Genomic DNA, 20,385 nt, shown 5'->3' with positions numbered 1-20,385 from the left:
TCAATCACCTCTACCAAGATAAGCTCGAATAGAGGAAATAAGGCCTTGCTCATTAAAAGTGATTACGTCGACAACAAACAACACTTCCTCGTTGTTCACGACTATTTTTAACTCGCCGGAAACACAATTGTCGCTTTCCATGATGTTTAATATTTCGATGTCTAAGCTGGCGGCGTTTTGAAAGTTTTTCTGAGTTTCAGAAACTGCAATTTCTTTACCTCTTACGGAGATTTTCCAGTCTCTTAAATGAATCTCCTCCGCAAACATGTTAGACACGGTTTCTATATCTTTGTTTTGGTAGCTTTGTAAATAATGTACAAACTTTTCAGAGTTATTCATTCCCAGTCCTTTGTAAAATAAAACAATCACTAACAGAGCATGCCAGCGTCGGATGCTAAACACCCTCGGTAATATAACCCATTGCTAATTTAATAGATCGCCAACTCACCCATTTACTCGTTCAGATGTTGGCAAATGCGAAACCACGCAACCTTAATTACCGACTGTATCGGTATTTAAGAAGTGTGGTCAACAAATATCAATTGAGTTGTATCAAAGCCTTTTTCACTTGCTAACTTTTTGAATTTCTCGATAAGTTCGTCACTAACTTCTGGCGTGCGGGCCAACAACCACAGGTAGTCAGTATCTGGGCCAGAAATCATTGCGTATTGATAGTTTTCTTTGTCTAAGTCAAACACAATGTAAGAGCCATAAAACGGACCAAAAAACGATACTTTGAGATGTGCCACGTTTTCATCACCGACAAAATAAGCCTTACCAATGGCTTCACGCCACTCTTTTTTCTCAGTATCGAAGCCTTTGTTGATAACTTTAACGCCTCCGTCCTCACGCAAGGAATAGGTGGCTGTTATTTGCTCAAGCCCACGCTCAAATGAGTGATCTAGACGAGCGACTTCGTACCAAGTACCCAAATAACGGTTTAACTCGAAGTCTTTTACTGGTGTGACTTTTTCAGGCATTCCTGTGCAGGCACTGAGACAAAAAACAAAAAGAAGAGAGAACCATTTCATCATAGTTACGTTTCAAAAAATTCAGTAGGTAGTTGAAGTTTATCAAATAAATGAGAGATTACTTGCAAATATTTAGAAGGCCTTGGTAATCACATTTTAAATAGGCATTATAATTTTAAAATGTCATGCCCCAACAAATCTATTCCTGAGTGTCAGAGCAATAGTTTTTTATAATATGCTTGGGTTTCGCTTGGAGACCCAAGCTCTACTACTCAACTCTATTTAGCAAGTATCGCAGCCGCGACTTTAGAGTTGCCTGGTTTGCCAAGGGCTTTACAGATTTCTTGACCTGCAAGGGCTAATTTATTGATATCGACACCATGTTCGATGCCAAGACCATTTAGCATATAGACAACGTCTTCAGTTGCTACGTTGCCCGATGCACCTTTTGCGTAAGGACAACCGCCTAAACCAGCAACGGCTGAGTCAATAACGCTCACCCCCAGTTCTAAACAGGCATAAATGTTGGCGATGGCTTGACCGTAGGTATCGTGAAAATGAACCGCAAGTTTTTCAATCGGTACTGCTTGGGCCACCGACGCTAACATGAGTTTGGCTTTCTCTGGTGTACCAACACCAATAGTGTCACCAAGTGAAATCTCATAACAACCCATGTCATAAAGCGTTCTTGCTACCTCAACGACTTTCTCTACCGCGATATCGCCTTCGTATGGACAACCTAGTACACAAGAAACATAACCTCTGACTTTGATGCCATCGGCTTTTGCGCGCTCCATGATTGGCTCAAAACGAGCTAAGCTTTCTTCAATTGAGCAATTAATGTTTTTCTGGCTAAAAGCTTCACTGGCTGCACCAAAAATAGCGACTTCTTTTACGCCCGCAGCGACAGCAGCCTCATAGCCTTTCATGTTAGGCGTAAGGGCAGGGTAACTGATGCCTTCTTGCTGATCTATCATCGAATAGATCTCCACAGAACCTGCCATTTGTGGCACCCATTTGGGCGATACAAACGAACCAGCTTCAACCACCTTTAAGCCTGTATGAGACAGATTGTTGATTAGTTTTACTTTGTCTTCGATAGAGACAGGGACTTCGTTTTGCAAACCGTCTCGCGGCCCAACTTCGACAATTTTTACCTGACTAGGGAAGCGTTCACTCATTACAATTGTCATTGTTTTTTCCTTTATTATTTCGTCAATAAAAGAAGAGGGCGATGTGCCCTCATTCTGTTAACGATCAATATTAATTGAGACCGATGTAATTGTAGTTCGGTATGTTAAATACTGACTTTGTAAGCATCGGCTTTTTATGAAAAGCTGACAAAGCGCTTATTCTTTAAAATCCACCGCAACTAATTCGGCGCCATCTTCGACCAAATCACCTGCGCTGTAATAAACCTCAGTCACCACACCATCTTTAGGCGCTTTGATGGTGTATTCCATCTTCATCGCTTCCATGATGATAAGGTTTTGATTGGCTTTAACGACATCGCCTTTTTTGACTAATACATCAACTAAGGTGCCGTTCATTGGCGCTGTTAAACCGCCCGTACCTTCCAATTCTTGGTTAAGATAATCTGTTGGTAAGTCACGAGTAAAGGTAGTCACAAACTGCTTATTAAAGACAGTGATCTTACCTTCATAGTCAGCAATCGTGACGCGAACGCGGTGACCGTCGATTGATGCAACGAGTACATCTCCGTTAAGTTCACCGTGTGCTTTAATAACCGAACCATCGACATTGACATCAAAACCGTCAGCCGTTTGCTCAACACTGACTTCATGTGCAACATCGTTTTCATCCGTTAGACGAACAGAGAACTGCTGAGGCTCATTGACACGCCAGCCTGCGAATGCGTGCCAAGGTGAGAATGGGTCGTTAGAATTTTCGGCATTGTCATGGCTGTCCTGTGTGCTCGAAAGCAGCAAGTTAAGAGTAGCCAATACTAACGCTTGTTCGTTTTGCTGGTGGCTAGACTTAAACAAGTCATCGTGATGTTTTTCGATGAAGTTAGTATCTAAGTCGACTTTGGCAAATGAAGGGTGTTCTAACAAGCTTGATAAGAAGCTTAGGTTAGTCGTAACACCAGCAATGCGGTAGTCATCAAGTGCACGCAACATGCGTTGTAATGCACGGTCACGGTTTTCGTCCCAAACGATAAGCTTTGCGATCATTGGATCGTAGAACGTCGATACTTCATCATTTTGGCGAACACCTGTATCGACACGAACGTGACGAGTTTGTTCAGGCTGACGCAAGTAATGTAAGTGACCTGTCGCTGGTAAGAAGTCATTGTCTGGGTCTTCAGCGTAAATACGAACTTCAAAAGCATGACCTTCAACGGTGACGTCTTCTTGTGACATAGGCAGTGGCTGACCAGCGGCAATTTGTAGCTGCCATTGAACTAAGTCTTGGCCTGTGATCATTTCTGTTACTGGGTGCTCTACCTGTAGACGCGTATTCATTTCCATGAAGTAGAAAGAGCCGTCTTCGTCATACAAGAACTCAACGGTACCGGCACCTTCATAATCAATCGCTTGGGCAGCACGAACCGCTGCTTCACCCATTGCTTTGCGAATATCATCAGGTAAGCCTGGTGCTGGCGCTTCTTCGATGACTTTTTGGTGACGACGCTGAATCGAACAGTCACGCTCGGCTAGGTAGATACCATTGCCTTGTTGGTCACAAAAAACTTGAATCTCAACATGGCGAGGCTTGGTTAAGTAGCGCTCAAGTAGCATTTTGTCGTTACCAAAGCCATTGATGGCTTCACGTTTGGCAGAGGCTAACGCGTCGCTGAATTCGCTTGCAGATTCAACAATACGCATCCCTTTACCACCACCACCGTACGCGGCTTTAAGAAGCATAGGGTAACCAATTTTATCTGCCTCTGCTTTTAGGAACGCTTCGTCTTGTTCTTCGCCGTGATAACCAGGAACTAAAGGAACCTTGGCTTTTTCCATGATTTCTTTTGCAGCACTTTTTGAGCCCATGGCTTCGATTGCGCCAATTGGCGGACCAATAAAGACAATGTCATTGTCCTTACAAGCTTGGGCAAAAAGGGCGTTTTCAGATAAGAAACCGTAACCCGGGTGAATCGCTTCTGCGCCAGATTTTTTAGCGACTTCAATGATGGTTTCGTATTTTAAGTATGAGTCTTTACTCGGCGCTGGACCAATTAAAAAGGCTTCATCGGCCATAGTCACATGGCGAGAGTTTGCGTCTGCTTCTGAATAAACAGCGACGCAGCGAATGCCCATCTTGTGAGCGGTTTCGATAACGCGACAGGCAATTTCACCACGGTTCGCGATCAAAATCTTTTTAAACATTTTTAGTGATTGCATAGTGTTATTCTTCATATTAGCTGTCCTTTTGCGCTGGCTCTTGTTCACTGACCCAGCTTGCACTGCGTTTTTCAAAAAACGCGCTTAACCCTTCTTGGCCCTCATCAGAAACTCGAATCGCGGCGATACGCTCGCTGGTCTGTTTGATTAGGTTGGCCTCGATAGGTTTGTTTTGGACATCAAATACCAGTTGCTTAGCTTCAGCCATCGCAACAGGTCCATTTGCTAACAAAGCGCCAATTAGCACTTCTACTTCAGCGTCAAGTTGTTCAAGAGACGAGATAACGCTGACCAAATTGAGTTGCTGTGCTAATTCTGCTGAGAAACGCTCTGCCGTTTGGAACAAACGACGGCTCGCTCTTGCGCCTATTGCGTCAACGACATAAGGGCTAATCGTCGCAGGAATTAAGCCTAGTTTAACTTCACTTAGACAGAAGCTTGCGCGGTCTGACGCAACCGCCATATCACAACAAGCAACAAGACCAACAGCACCACCAAATGCGGCACCTTGCACTCGTGCGATTGTTGGAATCGGCATAAAGTTAAGAACGCGTAACATTTCTGCGAGCGCTTCTGCGTCTTTTAGGTTTTCTTCATAGCTGTAAGCCGCCATGCGTTTCATCCAACCTAAGTCGGCGCCTGCACTGAAGTTTTTACCGTTAGACTGTAAAACTAATACACGAGCGTTATTGGATGACGCCACTACGTTAAACAACTCGGTTAAATCGGCAATAACAGTATCGTCAAAGGCGTTGTGCTTGTCTGGGCGGTCAATAGTGACCGTGGCAACACCTCTGTCATCCATTTTTAGGATGACGTTACCTTTGGTGATGGCTTGGTTAGGAACTAAATCTGACATAATTAATGCACTCCAATTACATTCTGAACACACCAAACTTGGTGTCTTCAATAGGTGCATTTAATGACGCAGATAACGCCAAGCCAACGGTCATACGTGTTTGAGCTGGGTCGATAATACCATCATCCCACAGGCGACCTGATGCGTAATAAGGATGACCTTGACGCTCATATTGATCCGCAATCGGCTTTTTAAAGTCGGCTTCTTCTTGTTCTGTCCAAGTTTTGCCTTTACGAGCCATACCGTCTTTAGTGACTTGCGCCATTACGCCAGCGGCTTGTTCACCACCCATTACTGAGATACGGGCGTTTGGCCACATCCACATCATGGTTGGGTCATAAGCTCGGCCACACATACCGTAGTTACCAGCACCGTAAGATCCGCCAATTAGGACTGTGTATTTAGGTACTTTGGCACAAGAAACGGCCATAACCATTTTGGCACCGTGTTTGGCGATACCCTGGTGTTCGTACTTTTTACCAACCATAAAGCCAGTAATGTTTTGTAAAAACAGCAGTGGAATCTTGCGCTGTGCACAAAGTTCGATGAAGTGAGCACCTTTTTCAGCAGACTCAGAGAATAGGATGCCGTTGTTCGCAACGATACCAACTGGATAACCAAAGATACGAGCAAAACCACACACTAACGTAGAGCCGTAATGCTGTTTGAATTCGTCGAAGTCAGAGCCGTCAACAATACGGGCAATCACTTCTTTAACATCAAATGGCTTTTTAAGGTCAGTACCAACGATGCCGTATAACTCTTTCGGGTCATAAAGCGGGTCAACTGGTTTCTTGATATCCATTTGCACGTTTTTGTTTTTGTTTAAGCGAGCGATGCTTTGACGTGCGATTTGCAAGGCGTGTTCATCGTTTTGGGCGTAATGATCGGCAACACCTGAGATTTTACAGTGTACGTCAGCACCACCAAGCTCTTCAGCTGATACTTCTTCACCTGTCGCTGCTTTTACTAGTGGTGGACCGGCTAAGAAAATCGTGCCTTGCTCTTTAACGATAATACTTTCGTCAGCCATTGCTGGAACGTAGGCACCACCTGCCGTACATAGGCCCATTACGACTGCTATTTGCGGAATGCCTTTTGCTGACATGTTGGCTTGATTAAAGAAGATTCGACCAAAGTGGTTTTTATCAGGGAATACATCGTCTTGCTGAGGTAAATTTGCGCCACCAGAGTCAACTAAATAAATACATGGAAGGTGACAGCGCTCAGCGATTTCTTGCGCACGTAAGTGTTTTTTAACCGTAAGAGGGTAGTAAGTACCGCCTTTTACCGTAGCGTCATTACCGATGATCATACATTCGACACCAGATACTCGGCCAACACCAGCGACTACACCCGCACAAGGGACGTTGTCTTCGTAAACGTCAAATGCGGCAAACTGACCGACTTCTAAAAATGGTGAGCCTGGGTCGATTAGCTTTTCGATGCGGTCACGGACGAATAGTTTGCCACGCGATTCATGACGGCTTCTCGATTTTTCGCCACCACCTTGTTTAATTTTTTCGACATTTTGTTGAAGCTCATCAACCACCGCTTGCATTGCGGCTTGTTTATCCAAAAACTCTTCTGAACGAGCATTCACTTTCGTTGTTATTTTTGCCATGTCTTGCTCTTATAATTGATTTGTACTGTTGATATACGATTCTGTGAACTTTGATTCTAGTCACAAACTGAAAAAGAGGTGCTAGGCACCTCTTTTGTGATTGTATTACTTAGATTCGCTGAATAGTTCACGGCCGATAAGCATGCGGCGGATTTCAGAAGTACCTGCACCAATTTCGTATAACTTAGCGTCACGTAACAAACGACCTGTAGGGAATTCATTGATGTAACCGTTACCGCCAAGTAATTGGATTGCATCTAATGCCATTTTGGTAGCTAATTCTGCTGAATATAGGATAACGGCAGCGGCGTCTTTACGCGTTGTTTCACCGCGGTCACAAGCTTGAGCTACAGCATAAACGTATGACTTGGCTGCTTGCATTTGAGTGTACATGTCGGCGATTTTGCCCTGAACCAACTGGAATTCACCGATTGATTGGCCAAACTGCTTACGGTCGTGGATATAAGGAACCACAACGTCCATACATGCATCCATAATACCTAGTGGACCACCAGATAAAACAACACGCTCGTAATCAAGACCAGACATCAATACGCGAACACCTTTGTTCTCTACACCTAAAATGTTTTCAGCTGGTACTTCACAGTCTTCAAATACTAATTCACACGTGTTTGAACCACGCATACCTAACTTGTCTAGCTTTTGATGGCGAGAGAAACCTGGGTAATCACGCTCAACGATGAATGCAGTGATGCCTTTTGAACCTGCAGTTACGTCAGTTTTGGCGTAGATAACATAAACGTCTGCATCTGGGCCGTTCGTGATCCACATTTTGTTGCCGTTAAGAATATACTTGTCGCCTTTTTTCTCAGCGCGAAGTTTCATGCTTACAACATCAGAACCAGCGTTTGGCTCAGACATCGCTAGCGCACCAACGTGCTCACCGCTACAAAGTTTTGGTAAGTATTTTAGCTTTTGCTCGTGAGTACCGTTCTTGCGAAGCTGATTTAAGCAAAGATTAGACATAGCGCCATAGCTAAGGCCAACTGATGCTGAAGCTCGGCTGATCTCTTGCATCGCAACAACGTGCTCTAAATAACCCATTCCCGAACCGCCGTATTCTTCTTCTACCGTCAGGCCAAGTAGACCCAAGTCGCCAAATTTACGCCATAAGTCACGTGGGAATTCGTTGTCGATATCAATTTGCTCGGCGCGTGGCGCAATTTCGTCACGAGCAAATGCATTTACTGTGTCGCGGATCATGTCCACGGTTTCGCCAAGGTTAAAGTTTAATGATGAAAATGAGCTAATCATGATGTCTCTCTTATTCTGTTGATATTTGATTATTTAATTTGATTTATTTGACTATTTTTCGTTGTTATAAATTGGCTAATGAGTCTTTACAGCCCCGTTCTAATTCGGATAAGTCTGTCAAAACTTCAGCAATATCTCTTTGTTGTTGCTCGAGCTTTTGTTTTTTTTCTTTGATGAGCTCAAGCATGATTTTAAGTTGTTTTTCTTCTGTATCTTCATTGTCGTACAGCTCGAAGATGGTTTTGGTTTCTTGCAATGAGAACCCAAGACGCTTGCCTCTTAAAATAAGTTTTAATCGAGTTCTGTCTTTTGGGCGGTATATACGGTTTTGACCTGAACGCTCGGGTGACAAAAGTCCTTCCGACTCGTAAAAGCGGATGCTTCTGGTGGTGATATCAAACTCTTTGGCGAGTTCACCAATTGTATATGTTTGAGTAGCCAACGCTTTGTCTACAACTGAAGCGGTCATGTTTGTTCTCGAATTATGTTTATATTTTTAGCTATTGGCAGTGTAGGATAAGTTGACGTTTACGTAAACTGTAACCTGGTTGTCAATTAACCCATCCGACCAGTTAAAAAGGTCTACCAAAACTAAAAATGTAAATTTTTTGTGCCAGTCTTTTTGAAAAGTTGTGAGGGAGTGGGCCTTATGGATAATTGGCAAACTGAGATTTGGCACGTACTATCCATCACAAATAAAAAATAAAGAGGTTATGAAATGTCAAATCAAGACCCAGTGGTTATCGTATCAGCAAAACGCACACCGTTAGGTGGATTCCAAGGTTCATTAGCAAATGTATCTGCGCCAGAATTAGGTGCAGTAGCGATTCAATCAGCGATTGAAACCGCTGGTTTAACAGGTAATGACGTCGATGAAGTGATCATGGGCTGTGTATTGCCAGCCGGTTTGGGCCAAGCTCCAGCAAGACAAGCTGCGATTAAAGCTGGCGTTAAACTAGCGGCTGGTGCAACCACAATCAACAAAGTATGTGGCTCTGGCATGAAAGCGGCGATGATGGCCAGCGACTTTATCCAAGCTGGTTCAATTGATGTTGCTGTTGTCGGTGGTTTTGAGAGTATGACGAATGCACCTTACATGCTACCAAATGCACGTGGCGGAATGCGTATGGGTCATCAAAAAACCATGGATCACATGTTTTTAGATGGTTTAGAAGACGCTTACCAAGGTAAAGCGATGGGTTGCTTTGCCCAAGAAACAGCGAACGAATTTGAGTTTACTCGTGAGTCACTTGATGAATATGCGATTCGTTCTTTAACTCGTGCTCAAGAAGCGATTGCAAGCGGTCGTTTTGACAATGAAATCGCTCCAGTGACGTATTCAACTCGCAAAGGTGATGTAACCGTTAAGGTTGATGAGCAGCCGGGTAGTGCGCGTTTAGACAAAATTCCAACACTTCGTCCAGCATTTGCTAAAGATGGCACTATTACGGCCGCAAACTCATCGTCTATCAGTGACGGTGCGGCAGCATTAGTGATGATGAAACAGTCTGAAGCTGAAAAGCGCGGCCTGACACCTCTTGCAAAAGTGATGAGTCACGCGACTAATTCAATTGAGCCAGAGAAGTTCACTACTGCACCTATTGGCGCGATGGAGTCGGCGTTAGAAAAAGCGGGTTGGACAAGCAAAGATGTCGACCTTTTTGAGATCAATGAAGCTTTTGCAATGGTAACCATGGCTGCGATGCGTGAGATGGATTTACCATCTGACAAAGTCAACGTTCATGGCGGTGCATGTGCGTTAGGTCACCCACTAGGTGCATCTGGAGCGCGTATTATCGTTACTTTATTGCACGCATTGAAGAACAAAGGCCTGAAAAAAGGTCTAGCGTCATTGTGTATCGGTGGTGGTGAAGCAACCGCAATTACAGTAGAAATGCTGTAGGTTTGTTACCTAATTGACGGTGTTATAAACAATCGTTACAAAAAGAATATTGAAACTCCGCTTTTAGCCCTTACAATGAGGTTATAAGCTTTTAAAAGGCTGCTTAAATTGCAGCCTTTTTTATTGGATTATTTTGGACTAATAAAAACTAATGACACTACTGTTTGTATATATCTTCCTCGCTATTGGCATCTCCTTTTTGTGTTCAATCTTGGAAGCGGTTTTACTCAGCATCACACCGAGTTATGTAAGAGCGTTAGCGGATGAAAATGAAAAGGTGAGCGCTCGAATTGACGGCTTAAAATCGAGAGTCGACCAACCATTAGCTGCTATTTTGAGTTTAAACACCATTGCTCACACAGCAGGTGCCGCAGGTGTTGGTGCACAGGCAGCAGCAATTTGGGGTGATACTGCTGTTGGTATCGCATCAGCAATCATGACTTTATTGGTCTTAGTGTTCTCTGAAATCATTCCAAAGACACTAGGTGCTAACCACTGGCGTACATTGGCGCCATCTGTTTCACTAATTTTAGTGTGGATGGTGAATTTACTTCGTCCGTTCGTTTGGTTGTCTGACAAAATCACTTTATTGTTCAGTAAAAAGCAAGACGACGCTAAATACGTCCGTTCAGAAATTGAAGCCATGGCGATGTTTGGTTCTCAAGTCGGGGCGTTGCAAGAACAAGAATCTGAAATTATTCAAGGTCTTCTACAGTTTAGACATATCCCACTACGTAAAGTCATGACACCTCGTAACCGCCTTTTCAAAGTACAAAAGGACATGACTGTTGAGGAATATGGTAAGCAACATGGCTCGGTGTCTTTTTCACGAGTGTTGGTTTTCAATGAAGATCCAGATGACATCATTGGTTTTGTATTGAAGAGTGACATTATGCTGGCAAACGCGCGTTTGGACTCGAACTTTAAAGTATCAAAGCTATTAAAGCCGCTTTATGTCGTATCAGAAAATATGTCATTGCCTGCGTTATTTACCAACATGCTACAGCAGCGTTTACACATCAGCTTAGTCATTGATGAATATGGCGATGTACAAGGCATTGTGACGTTAGAAGACTTGTTAGAGACGTTGTTGCAGGTTCATATCTTTGATGAGAAGGACAATAGTAATCAGGCACATCCTGAGGTATTAAAAAAGTGGCAACACCTTTTTGATGAAGATGGCCACTTTATTTCAGATGACAATGATGAGAATGACTCAACCTTAGTTGTTGAGCCAAACAAGGACGAATAGGTCAATCCACATCACTAACACGCATATAAAGCCTAACCAGAAAGTCTGCATACGACGAATTAAGTTGTTACTGGTAATGTGAATATATGCGTGTACTGCTCTAAAGAAGATGAATGTCCAAGCGGCAACCAAACCCACAATACTTTCAAATCCCATCACTAAGTACAAAAGACTTACCACAAAAAACAGTACCGGAATTTCAAATTGGTTACTGAAGTTACGGCCGGTTTTTAAGATTTCCTCTGGAATGTCATCACCTTGGAATAAAAGAAAATACTTAGGGTTTATTTTCTTTTGGCGAACATGGCCAAAGCGCGCACGGGCAGTCACTATGCCGACAATAAAAATTAACATGAACATGGCAAACATTGGGTAAAACAAAATACTTCTCCTGAGACTTAATTGTAATTATTAGATTAATAAAAAAGGGGAGAATACCCCTTTTTTGTTATGACGCAATGGCTTAATTACTCGGTTGTTGTTGCATCCACTTTTCGCGCTGTTGTTTTAGATATTGTTGGTAATCATTAATATGTTGACGATGTTTTAATATTTTCGATTGCGGATCAACGATAACAATATCCGTTGGGTGCACATCCATTTCGATAGGCGAACTCATGTCGTACGTTTTAACTTCACCATTTATGCTGACTTCTAGAGGCATAGGAAACGGCTTTTGGTTTTCGATTTTCCATTCAAATTTCATCGACGAGTCAGTTCGCTCCATCACTAACTCAGGTAGTGCCGCTTGATACACATATACATCAAAAAACCACTGGAGGTTTTTGCCTGTCTGTTGATTTACAATTGCAATAAACTCTGCGGTGTCACTAAAGCGAGGCTTAAAGTTACCAGGTTTTGGCGTTGCAGTGCCATAAACAAGCTGTCGAATAGACGCAAAAAAAGCGTCATCACCAATCAGAGTTCTAAGCGTATGAAGGATAAGCGAACCTTTGGCATAAATGTCATTGCCCGGTCCTGTTTCGCTGTCATAAACTTCTTCCACGGCGACGGATTTGTTTTGAACAAGTGGGTATTTGTTGATCAAGCCTAATCGCTGTTTTTGTAGGTGTGATTTGTAAGCCATGTCACCGTGCAAATATTGTGTATACAAAGGCTGCATATAACTGCCAAATCCTTCGTGCAACCACATGTGATCCCAGTCGTTATTAGTTACCTGATTACCAAACCACTCATGAGCAAACTCGTGGTGTAACAACCAGTCATAGCCGAGTTCGTCTTTACGATATTGGTTACCATAAGCATTGATCGTTTGGTGTTCCATTCCCAAGTGAGGCGTTTCTGCTACACCAATTTTTTCGGACGAAAATGGGTAAGGGCCAATCACTCGTTCAAAAAACTCCACCATAGGTTTGATTTCTGAAAACAGAATTTGCGCTTTATCGGCGTTTTCTTTCAGGTGGAAAAACTGCACGGGCACCTTATTGCCATAAAAGCTTTGGTATGTGTCTTCAATGACATCATAAGGCCCGATATTTAGTGCAATTGCGTAAGTATTGTGAAGGTTTTTGGTTTGCCAGTGATAAGTTGTTGAGTCGCCGTTTTGTTTTGTATTAACAAGAACACCGTTAGATGCGGCAACTAAGTTACTTGGAACCGTAATATGGATATCCATTTCGGGGATCTCACCAAAAGGTTGGTCTATGCATGGCCAAAACAAATCGCAGCCTTCGCCTTGTACTGCCGTTGCAATCCAATGTTGACCAGACTCAGTTCGTTTCCAGTCAAAGCCACCGTCCCATGGGGCTCTTATTGCTGTTCGAGGTTTACCGTCATATTTGATTTGTACTGTGAATTTACCTGTTTTTTCGGTATTTAGTCGTAGGATCAATTCTCCAAGATCGTTTTCATATTGAGACTCACTCAGTCTCAGGCCATCGACTTCGATACTGTTGATCGTGAAAATTCGATCCAAATCAACGGAAAGTTCGTTTATTGGTTTGACGGTATTAAAAGTAAGCGTTGCGTCACCAATAATTGCTTGGTGATCTGGAAGAATCGTAAAGCTCAAATCTGCTTTAGTAATTGACAAGCCCTTTTGGCGCTCGGGCAGGTGGCCACCACTTTTTAACGTATAAATACTTGTGGTCGACTTGTCTTTTGACATTAGGCTTGCACGTTCGTCGCCTTCACTTGATGCACAACCTGACAAGAGGTTAATGCTACTGGCTAAACAAATCGTACTTATTATCTTAAGTCGCTTTGGAGTCACGATTCACTTCCTTTTTGAATGTATTAATTATCTAAAACGAGCAAAGACAGCTCGCTGAGTAAAGAATTAACTGCTCAAAAGATAACACATTTTGATGTATTTAGTGTTCTTTTACAGGTGGTTCACAAAAATTGATTACAAAGTGTGATTTTATTCAATTTAACTGAATTTGGTAGTGAGTTACCTTATCAATGTCGTCACGTTGACGGTAATTAAGGCTTGGGCCTTGAAATTTATGCCAATGATACCTATGTCTTATTAGACATACGGTTTTTTGGACTTTCAACTAACTCAACTTTCAATAAGGGGAAAGGACATGAATGCGCAAAGCGGTTTTCACTGTGAAACGATTAAAAAAGCCGAATTGCCGGAGCCGATGGTGGAGGAAATCTTAGCATCGGTTGAACCTAAAGCTGATAAACGACCTGCTCTAGATTTTGGAGAGATTAAATCAGGCTTAGCCTTGGTCGCTGAAGGAGGCGGTCAAAGAGGTGTATTTACCGCTGGTGTTCTTGATAGTTGGCTCGTTGAGCGATTCAACCCTTTTCATATTTTGGTAGGCACGAGCGCAGGCGCGCAAAACTTGGCGAGTTATATTAGCGGCCAAACGGGTTATGCCTACTCTGCGATTTCACACCTTACGATGGATGAACGGTTTTTTAGTTTGATGTCTGGTCTAACAGGTAACGCTCTAAACCTTGACTGGTATTTCAAACAAGTAAAGTCTCCAACTTATCAATTAGATCTTTCTACGGCGCGAGAAAATGCAAAACGCCGAAAACTGAGATTTGCCACGACAAGTCTCGAAACCATTGAAACAAAATTACTAGACCCGACAAAAACAGGCTGGATTAAAAGCCTCAAAGCGTCGAGTGCAATACCATTGTTATATCGTCCCGGTGTAAGAGTTCGTGGTAAGGCCTATATAGACGGCGGTGTCACCGCACCCGTACCAGTGAGAGAGGCGTACCAACTTGGCGCACAAAAAGCGATTGTGATTCGCACATCAAAGACAGCTGATAGCCCAATTACTCAGTTTATTGGTCGAGCCAGACCTGTATTCAACAAAACCAATTGGTATCCAAGAACATTATCATGGTTAGATGCGCACGAGTCTTCCTACGCCCAAGCGCAGCGATTTATCGAGAAGCCACCTAAAGACTTCAGTGTGGTTGAGATATATCCACCACAACCTTTGAGAAGTAAGTTACTAGGTAGTACGGCAGAAGACTTAATTGCCGATTATAAAATGGGCTTTGAAGTGGGCAAGAAGTTTTTAGAGAACCGTGAAACCCTTTTTTAGCAAAAAGTGATGTTACCTGAGTCAATTAAGTGCTTGGCCAAAACATCACTTCGCTCTGCTTGTTACCTTTAATTCACAGATTTAAATTACATTCTAAAAAACTGAATACATACTTCAGTTTATCTAAATATCCAAAATAAAAAGTCTTTTTATAATTCTAAGGGTCGAAACAACTTTGACTCTTAGGATCAAAAAATGAACAAAAATAAACTATTCAAAACATCATTACTGGCAAGTGCCATGGCATTTGCTTTTTCAAGTGCCGTTCTTGCTGAAGAAGCAAAAATCAGTAAGCCCAAAGGTGCTGTCGGTAGTGGTCATGTCGTTGCTAATCAAGCAAAGCCAAATCTTTTTTGGTGGCCAGATCAAATTGACCTTTCTCCATTACGTGACCACGATGCACGTTCTAACCCTCTAGGTGAAGACTTTGATTATAAAAAAGCGTTCGCTGAGTTGGACTATCAACAGCTCAAAAATGACATCAATACAGTACTAACAGACTCACAAGATTGGTGGCCAGCGGACTGGGGTAACTATGGCCCGTTTTTTATTCGTATGACATGGCATGCTGCAGGTACGTACCGAACTCTTGATGGACGCGGCGGTGCTGGTGGAGGTCAACAACGTTTTGACCCGCTTAATAGCTGGCCGGATAACGGAAACCTAGACAAAGCGCGTCGCTTGTTATGGCCTGTTAAGCAAAAATACGGTGAACACATCTCTTGGGGTGATTTGATAGTACTAGCGGGCAATGTTGCGTTAGAGAACATGGGCTTTAAAACTTATGGTTTTGCTGCCGGTCGTGATGACGACTGGGAACCGGATATGGTTTATTGGGGACCAGAAGTTGAAATGCTAGCAAGCGATCGTCGTGAAAAAGACGGTAAGCTGAAAAAACCTCTAGCTGCGGTTCACATGGGTTTAATTTACGTTAACCCAGAAGGTCCAGGCGGCAAACCAGATCCACTTGGCTCTGCAAAGAATATTCGTGAATCATTTGCTCGTATGGCAATGAACGATGAAGAAACGCTTGCTTTAACAGCCGGTGGCCATACTTTTGGTAAAATGCACGGCGCGCACAAACCTGCGGATTGCTTAGAAGGTGAGCCAGGCGCAGCACCTATTGAACAGCAAGGTTTAGGTTGGAAGAATAAATGCGGTAAAGGTCACTCAGAAGATACCGTTACAAGTGGTTTAGAAGGTGCATGGACACAAGCTCCGACTCGATGGACGTCGTTATATTTAGCGAACCTATTAAACTTTGAGTGGAAACTGACAACAAGCCCTGCCGGCGCAAAACAGTGGATTCCGACTGATGAATCAATGCAAAAAGTCGTTCCTGACGCTCATATCAAAGGCAAGTTCAATCCACCTGTGATGACAACTGCAGATATGGCGTTTAAGTTCGACCCAGAGTATCGCAAGATTGCAGAACGATTCTTAAAAGACCCAGAAGCTTATCGCTTGGCGTTTGCTAAGGCTTGGTTCAAGTTGACTCACCGAGACATGGGACCTATTGATAACTACATTGGTGAGGAAGTACCTAAACAAGCTCATATCTGGCAAGATCCAATTGAAAAACCAGATTATAAACTTATCACTGACGAAGATATCAAAGATCTTAAGTCTGATATCTTAGAGTCTGGGCTAACCGTACAAGAATTGGTTCGCGTAGCGTGGGGCGCAGCATCTTCTTATCGTGATTCTGATATGCGCGGTGGTGCAAACGGTGCACGTATCGCACTTGCTCCTCAAAAGGATTGGGCAGTGAACAATCCTGCGGAGGTTGAAAAAGTCGTTGGTGTTCTAAAAGAAATCCAGAAAGACTTTAATGATTCATTCTTTAGCAGTAAAAATGTGTCTTTGTCTGACCTCATCGTTCTTGGTGGAGCAGCTGCAATCGAAAAAGCAGCAAAAGACGCGGGCTATAAGAATGTAACTGTACCTTTTGTTCCTGGCCGTGGTGATGCAACTCAAGAGCAAACAGACGTTAATTCTTTCTCTATGCTGACTCCACAAGCTGATGCATTCCGAAACTATTACGAAAAAGGCTATTACAAGTCTCCGACTCAAGCACTGATCGACAAGGCAGACCAATTAGCACTGACTGTTCCAGAAATGACAGTATTGTTAGGTGGTATGCGTGCATTAGGAGCGAATGCAGATGGCAGTAATCACGGTGTATTTACCGATAACCCTGGTGCATTGAGCAACGACTACTTCGTTAACTTACTTGATATGTCGACTAAGTGGCAAAAAGCGGGCGAGGTTTATGAAGGTGTAGACCGTAAAACAGGTGAAGTGAAATACACTGCGACACCAGTAGATCTTATCTTTGGTTCGTCATCAGAGTTGCGAGCTGTGGCAGAGGTGTATGCCTTTGACACGTCAAAACAACGTTTTATTGAAGACTTTGTGGAAGCGTGGGTCAAAGTAATGCAGTTAGACCGATTTGACCTTAAATAACAAATTAGGCTAGTTCAAAAACTAAAAAGCGACGCCTCAGAAGAGAGCGTCGCTTTTTTATTTAAGTAGAAGTATTTAAATAGAGTATTTAAATCGATGTATTAAAACATCCAGTTAAGCTGTGCACTTAGAATAGTCGCAGATGCATCTTGGGTTGCTTGAACCGTTGAAGAAAGTGGGCCAAATGCCGTTTGCTCTTCAACGCCCGCTTCTTTACCCAGAACTTTAACTACACCAGCGTCAAGGGTTAGGCTTTCGTTAAGTGTGTATGTTGTACCAGCACTGAACCAGCGACGGTCAGTATCTGGGATGCTCAGGCTGCGGTGTTCATCAGAAACTGCACCTTCGTCAAACGCAAAACCGGCGCGAACTGTCCATGTATTGTCTAGTACGTATGTCGCACCAACACTGTATTTACGTGCGTTTTTGAAGTTTTCTTCTTTTAATAACACGTCTAAGCCGTTTTCTAAGTTTGCTTCTAATACGTCAAAGCTACTCCAACCAAACCAGTTAATGCTTGCCTGAATTGACAGCTGTTCGTTTAAATCGTGGTTGACTGCTAATTCTGCAACTGCTGGTAGATCAATATCAACAGAACCATCTTGGTTGTACGCTGCAACTACATCTGACTTCATTTCACCAGAAAGCGTAAGGTCTACTTCTGAGCGGTAGCTAAAGCCAACCTGAGTTGATTCAATCGGTGACCAATGAACACCAAGGTTCCAACCGAAAGACCAGTCGTCACCTTTCACTTGAGCAATCTTTGCACCAGCTGGCACTATACCACCAACGGCTTGAGAGATAACGCCAGGAACAGTTGTACCTAGCTCTGCTTCACTGTGAACAACATTGAAGCCAAGACCTAAACTCAATTCGTTTGACACTTTATATGCAATAGCTGAGTTAAAGTTTACCGATTTGATTTCAGCACGGTCAGAAAAATGTAATGCATTGAAGTTATCGTCGTAATCAGACGCTAAGCCGTAGTTACTAAATAGACCGTATCCAGCTGAAAGTTTGTCTGTGATAGGTGCAACATAAAAGGCCGCAGGAATAATTGCACTTCCAGCAACCGTTTCTTGAGACGCATCTAACGTCATTGTTTGACCTTGGTTAGTCAAGGTTACTTCGCCTGTAGAGTCGATACCTGGATCAACATAGCTAACAAATAGACTTAGGTTTTCTTTATCAAATGCCGTGATTGCAGCTGGGTTTGAGTAAAGAACGGTTGCGTTTTCAGCAACAGCCGCCTGACCTGCAAACGCACGGCCCAAGCCATTTGCACTGTGTTCGTTTAAGTAGAAGCCAGCAGCCATGGCTGAATCTGCCATAAATATTGCGCTTACTGACAATGCGATGATTGACTTAGTCGGGCGATTGATAGATTTCATTGTTGTTTTGTTACCTGTAAGAATCGTGTTGATATTAAACATCACTTTCAAAATCCTTTGAAAAACAAGCCTAAATAGGGTGATGCGATTTATGAGCGTGATCTTAAAGTAGGGCGGAACGCTTGAGTAATAGTGATTCTTTACCACCCCTAACAACAAAAGTTATACATGGGTTAATAAAGGTGCTAAAAGTGGTTAAAAATCGAGAAATCAATGCTAATTTGATTAAAAGTTAAGGTTGGGCTGGTGTGCTAAGCCGGTTGACTAAGCCAGTAAGCTTAGCGAGTTATCCAAGCGGGCTAGCTCAGTTAATTATGGCTTAGCCCGTTTACTTGGCCGGTTATAGCTAAGCTTGTTCCATGTATTGAGCAAAAAGTGCAATGACCTCTTGTATGGCTGGCGCTAAACTATGCTCAGGCTTGACCAAACAACGACATTCCCAAATTAAATCCGATTCTAATTCTAGTTTGACTAACTGGCCGGATAAAAACTCATTGCGGAACAATACTTCTGGGCCTGAGGTTACGTAATCTGAATTCAGTACTACACGCTTGGCGATGTCATAACTTTCACAAGCAATAGAAGGGGAGAAGTCTCTGTCTTGCATTAATAACGAGGCTTTAAAGCTAAGGTTTTTGGGAATACTAGGAGAGATGTTTTTGTATTCCATGAGTTCTTGAAGGTGGACTTTTTTGCGGTTGCTCAGTTGATGGTCTTTTCTGACCACTCCGACAAAACGGTTACTGTATTTAAGTGGCGCCAACACATTAGCAGGAACGTCTTCTTCACCAAAGGTACCAATCGCGACGTCTAATCGACCATTTTGGAGATTCTCCAATAAAGCCTCCGATGACATGGTCACCGTCGATATCTTGAAGCTATATTGCTGCTCGACAAAGTCCAATAGTACTTTGGGTAAAATGTCTTGTTCCACAATTGGACCAACTCCCACTGAAATCATTCCACCTTGTAAGTTGGCCATAAGTGCTAGCTCACGCTCCAGCTGTGCTAGTTGTGAAGTAAGATGATGGCCTTTGTTGATTAGTAACTTGGCGGCATCCGTCGGAACCATGCCAATCGGGTCGCGATAAAACAGCGCCATGTTTAGCTTTTGTTCGAGACGGCTGATCTTTTTGCTGAGTGTTGGCTGTGAAATATGCAATTGCTCAGCGGCTTTGCTAATGCTGCCTAATTCACTGACAACTTGTACTATGTGGATTTCGGTGACGTCTATCATAGTTAAAATATAGTTCGGTATATGATTTTTAAAAGCGGTGAAATACAAGCAAAAAAGCAAACGCCAATTTTAATTAGCGTTTGCCTTGGGCTATACGAATTGCAGAGAAACTAAATGTTAGGTTAGTTTGATTTGTCGCTATAACCTTGCTCATGTACGTCAAACATAGCACGGCCCGACGGGTCGGCATTGGCACTGAACTTGGCATCCCAAGCCAATGCCTCTGGCGTTGAACAAGCAACAGATTTACCACCAGGCACACATTCCGCCGCTGAGTCTAGCGGGAAGTGTTGCTCAAAGATCGTGCGATAAAAATAACCTTCCTTTGTATCAGGTGTATTGTGTGGGAATCGATACTCGGCACTTGCCATTTGTTGATCAGTGATCTGCTCTTCAGCCAAAGCCACCAATGAGTCAATCCAGTTGTAGCCCACGCCGTCAGAGAATTGTTCTTTTTGGCGCCATAATACATCTTCCGGAAGGTAATCTTTAAACGCTTCTCGAAC

At 43.1% G+C, this 20,385-nt stretch carries 17 protein-coding genes; 4 read left to right on the top strand and 13 right to left on the bottom strand.

Annotation, left to right across the window (positions count from 1 at the left end):
- From AC4E96_RS11890 to AC4E96_RS11855, 8 genes are all read right to left on the bottom strand, one after another.
- On the bottom strand, positions 1-339 hold the full coding sequence (locus AC4E96_RS11890) for a nuclear transport factor 2-like protein (protein ID WP_488034222.1): 339 nt from the start codon (positions 337-339) through the stop codon (positions 1-3).
- A gap of 176 nt (positions 340-515) precedes the next feature.
- The gene (locus AC4E96_RS11885) at positions 516-1,034 is read right to left on the bottom strand and encodes a lipocalin family protein (RefSeq protein ID WP_490255963.1); all 519 of its coding nucleotides are present in this window, start codon (positions 1,032-1,034) and stop codon (positions 516-518) included.
- Between the two features lie 215 nt (positions 1,035-1,249).
- Positions 1,250-2,164, bottom strand: coding sequence for a hydroxymethylglutaryl-CoA lyase (locus tag AC4E96_RS11880; RefSeq protein WP_490255962.1), 915 nt, complete (start codon positions 2,162-2,164; stop codon positions 1,250-1,252).
- Positions 2,165-2,320: 156 nt separating this feature from the next.
- The gene (locus AC4E96_RS11875) at positions 2,321-4,321 is read right to left on the bottom strand and encodes an acetyl/propionyl/methylcrotonyl-CoA carboxylase subunit alpha (protein ID WP_490255969.1); all 2,001 of its coding nucleotides are present in this window, start codon (positions 4,319-4,321) and stop codon (positions 2,321-2,323) included.
- Between the two features lie 31 nt (positions 4,322-4,352).
- Complete coding sequence (locus AC4E96_RS11870; protein ID WP_490255961.1) at positions 4,353-5,195, bottom strand: enoyl-CoA hydratase/isomerase family protein; 843 nt, start codon at positions 5,193-5,195, stop codon at positions 4,353-4,355.
- Between the two features lie 16 nt (positions 5,196-5,211).
- Positions 5,212-6,819, bottom strand: a complete 1,608-nt coding sequence (locus AC4E96_RS11865) for a carboxyl transferase domain-containing protein (protein WP_490255960.1) — start codon at positions 6,817-6,819, stop codon at positions 5,212-5,214.
- Between the two features lie 105 nt (positions 6,820-6,924).
- Positions 6,925-8,094: an isovaleryl-CoA dehydrogenase gene (locus AC4E96_RS11860; protein WP_490255959.1), complete on the bottom strand. Its 1,170-nt coding sequence runs from the start codon at positions 8,092-8,094 to the stop codon at positions 6,925-6,927.
- A 64-nt stretch (positions 8,095-8,158) separates the two neighbouring features.
- Positions 8,159-8,563 (bottom strand): MerR family transcriptional regulator, encoded by a 405-nt coding sequence (locus AC4E96_RS11855; protein WP_488034006.1) that lies wholly within the window; start codon positions 8,561-8,563, stop codon positions 8,159-8,161.
- Positions 8,564-8,812: 249 nt separating this feature from the next.
- On the opposite strand from AC4E96_RS11855, the gene AC4E96_RS11850 reads away from it, so the two are divergent.
- Together AC4E96_RS11850 and AC4E96_RS11845 are read left to right on the top strand one after the other, a co-directional pair.
- Positions 8,813-9,997, top strand: a complete 1,185-nt coding sequence (locus tag AC4E96_RS11850) for an acetyl-CoA C-acyltransferase (protein WP_488034007.1) — start codon at positions 8,813-8,815, stop codon at positions 9,995-9,997.
- A 151-nt stretch (positions 9,998-10,148) separates the two neighbouring features.
- Positions 10,149-11,249 (top strand): CNNM domain-containing protein, encoded by a 1,101-nt coding sequence (locus tag AC4E96_RS11845; protein ID WP_488034008.1) that lies wholly within the window; start codon positions 10,149-10,151, stop codon positions 11,247-11,249.
- On the opposite strand, the gene AC4E96_RS11840 is transcribed toward AC4E96_RS11845, so the two are convergent.
- Both AC4E96_RS11840 and AC4E96_RS11835 read right to left on the bottom strand, forming a co-directional pair.
- A complete protein-coding gene (locus AC4E96_RS11840) occupies positions 11,220-11,630 on the bottom strand; it encodes an MAPEG family protein (protein ID WP_488034009.1) in 411 nt (136 codons plus the stop codon). The genes AC4E96_RS11845 and AC4E96_RS11840 overlap by 30 nt on opposite strands.
- Before the next feature lie 82 nt (positions 11,631-11,712).
- Positions 11,713-13,482, bottom strand: a complete 1,770-nt coding sequence (locus tag AC4E96_RS11835) for a M1 family metallopeptidase (protein WP_490255958.1) — start codon at positions 13,480-13,482, stop codon at positions 11,713-11,715.
- A 316-nt stretch (positions 13,483-13,798) separates the two neighbouring features.
- Between AC4E96_RS11835 and AC4E96_RS11830 the strand changes: the two genes are divergently transcribed.
- Positions 13,799-14,785 (top strand): patatin-like phospholipase family protein, encoded by a 987-nt coding sequence (locus AC4E96_RS11830; protein WP_490255957.1) that lies wholly within the window; start codon positions 13,799-13,801, stop codon positions 14,783-14,785.
- Positions 14,786-14,980: 195 nt separating this feature from the next.
- The gene (gene katG / locus AC4E96_RS11825) at positions 14,981-17,251 is read left to right on the top strand and encodes a catalase/peroxidase HPI (protein ID WP_490255956.1); all 2,271 of its coding nucleotides are present in this window, start codon (positions 14,981-14,983) and stop codon (positions 17,249-17,251) included.
- A gap of 101 nt (positions 17,252-17,352) precedes the next feature.
- On the opposite strand, the gene AC4E96_RS11820 is transcribed toward katG, so the two are convergent.
- The 3 genes from AC4E96_RS11820 to AC4E96_RS11810 form a co-directional block, all read right to left on the bottom strand.
- Positions 17,353-18,684 (bottom strand): OmpP1/FadL family transporter, encoded by a 1,332-nt coding sequence (locus AC4E96_RS11820; RefSeq protein WP_490255955.1) that lies wholly within the window; start codon positions 18,682-18,684, stop codon positions 17,353-17,355.
- A 304-nt stretch (positions 18,685-18,988) separates the two neighbouring features.
- Entirely contained in the window at positions 18,989-19,879 is an 891-nt protein-coding gene (locus AC4E96_RS11815; protein WP_488034014.1) for a LysR family transcriptional regulator, read from the bottom strand.
- Between the two features lie 122 nt (positions 19,880-20,001).
- The coding region (locus AC4E96_RS11810) for an asparagine synthase-related protein (RefSeq protein ID WP_490255954.1) at positions 20,002-20,385 on the bottom strand (384 nt) is incomplete at its 5' end.

Source organism: Psychrosphaera sp. (assembly GCF_982872775.1).
This window is presented reverse-complemented; position numbering and strand designations above follow the sequence as displayed.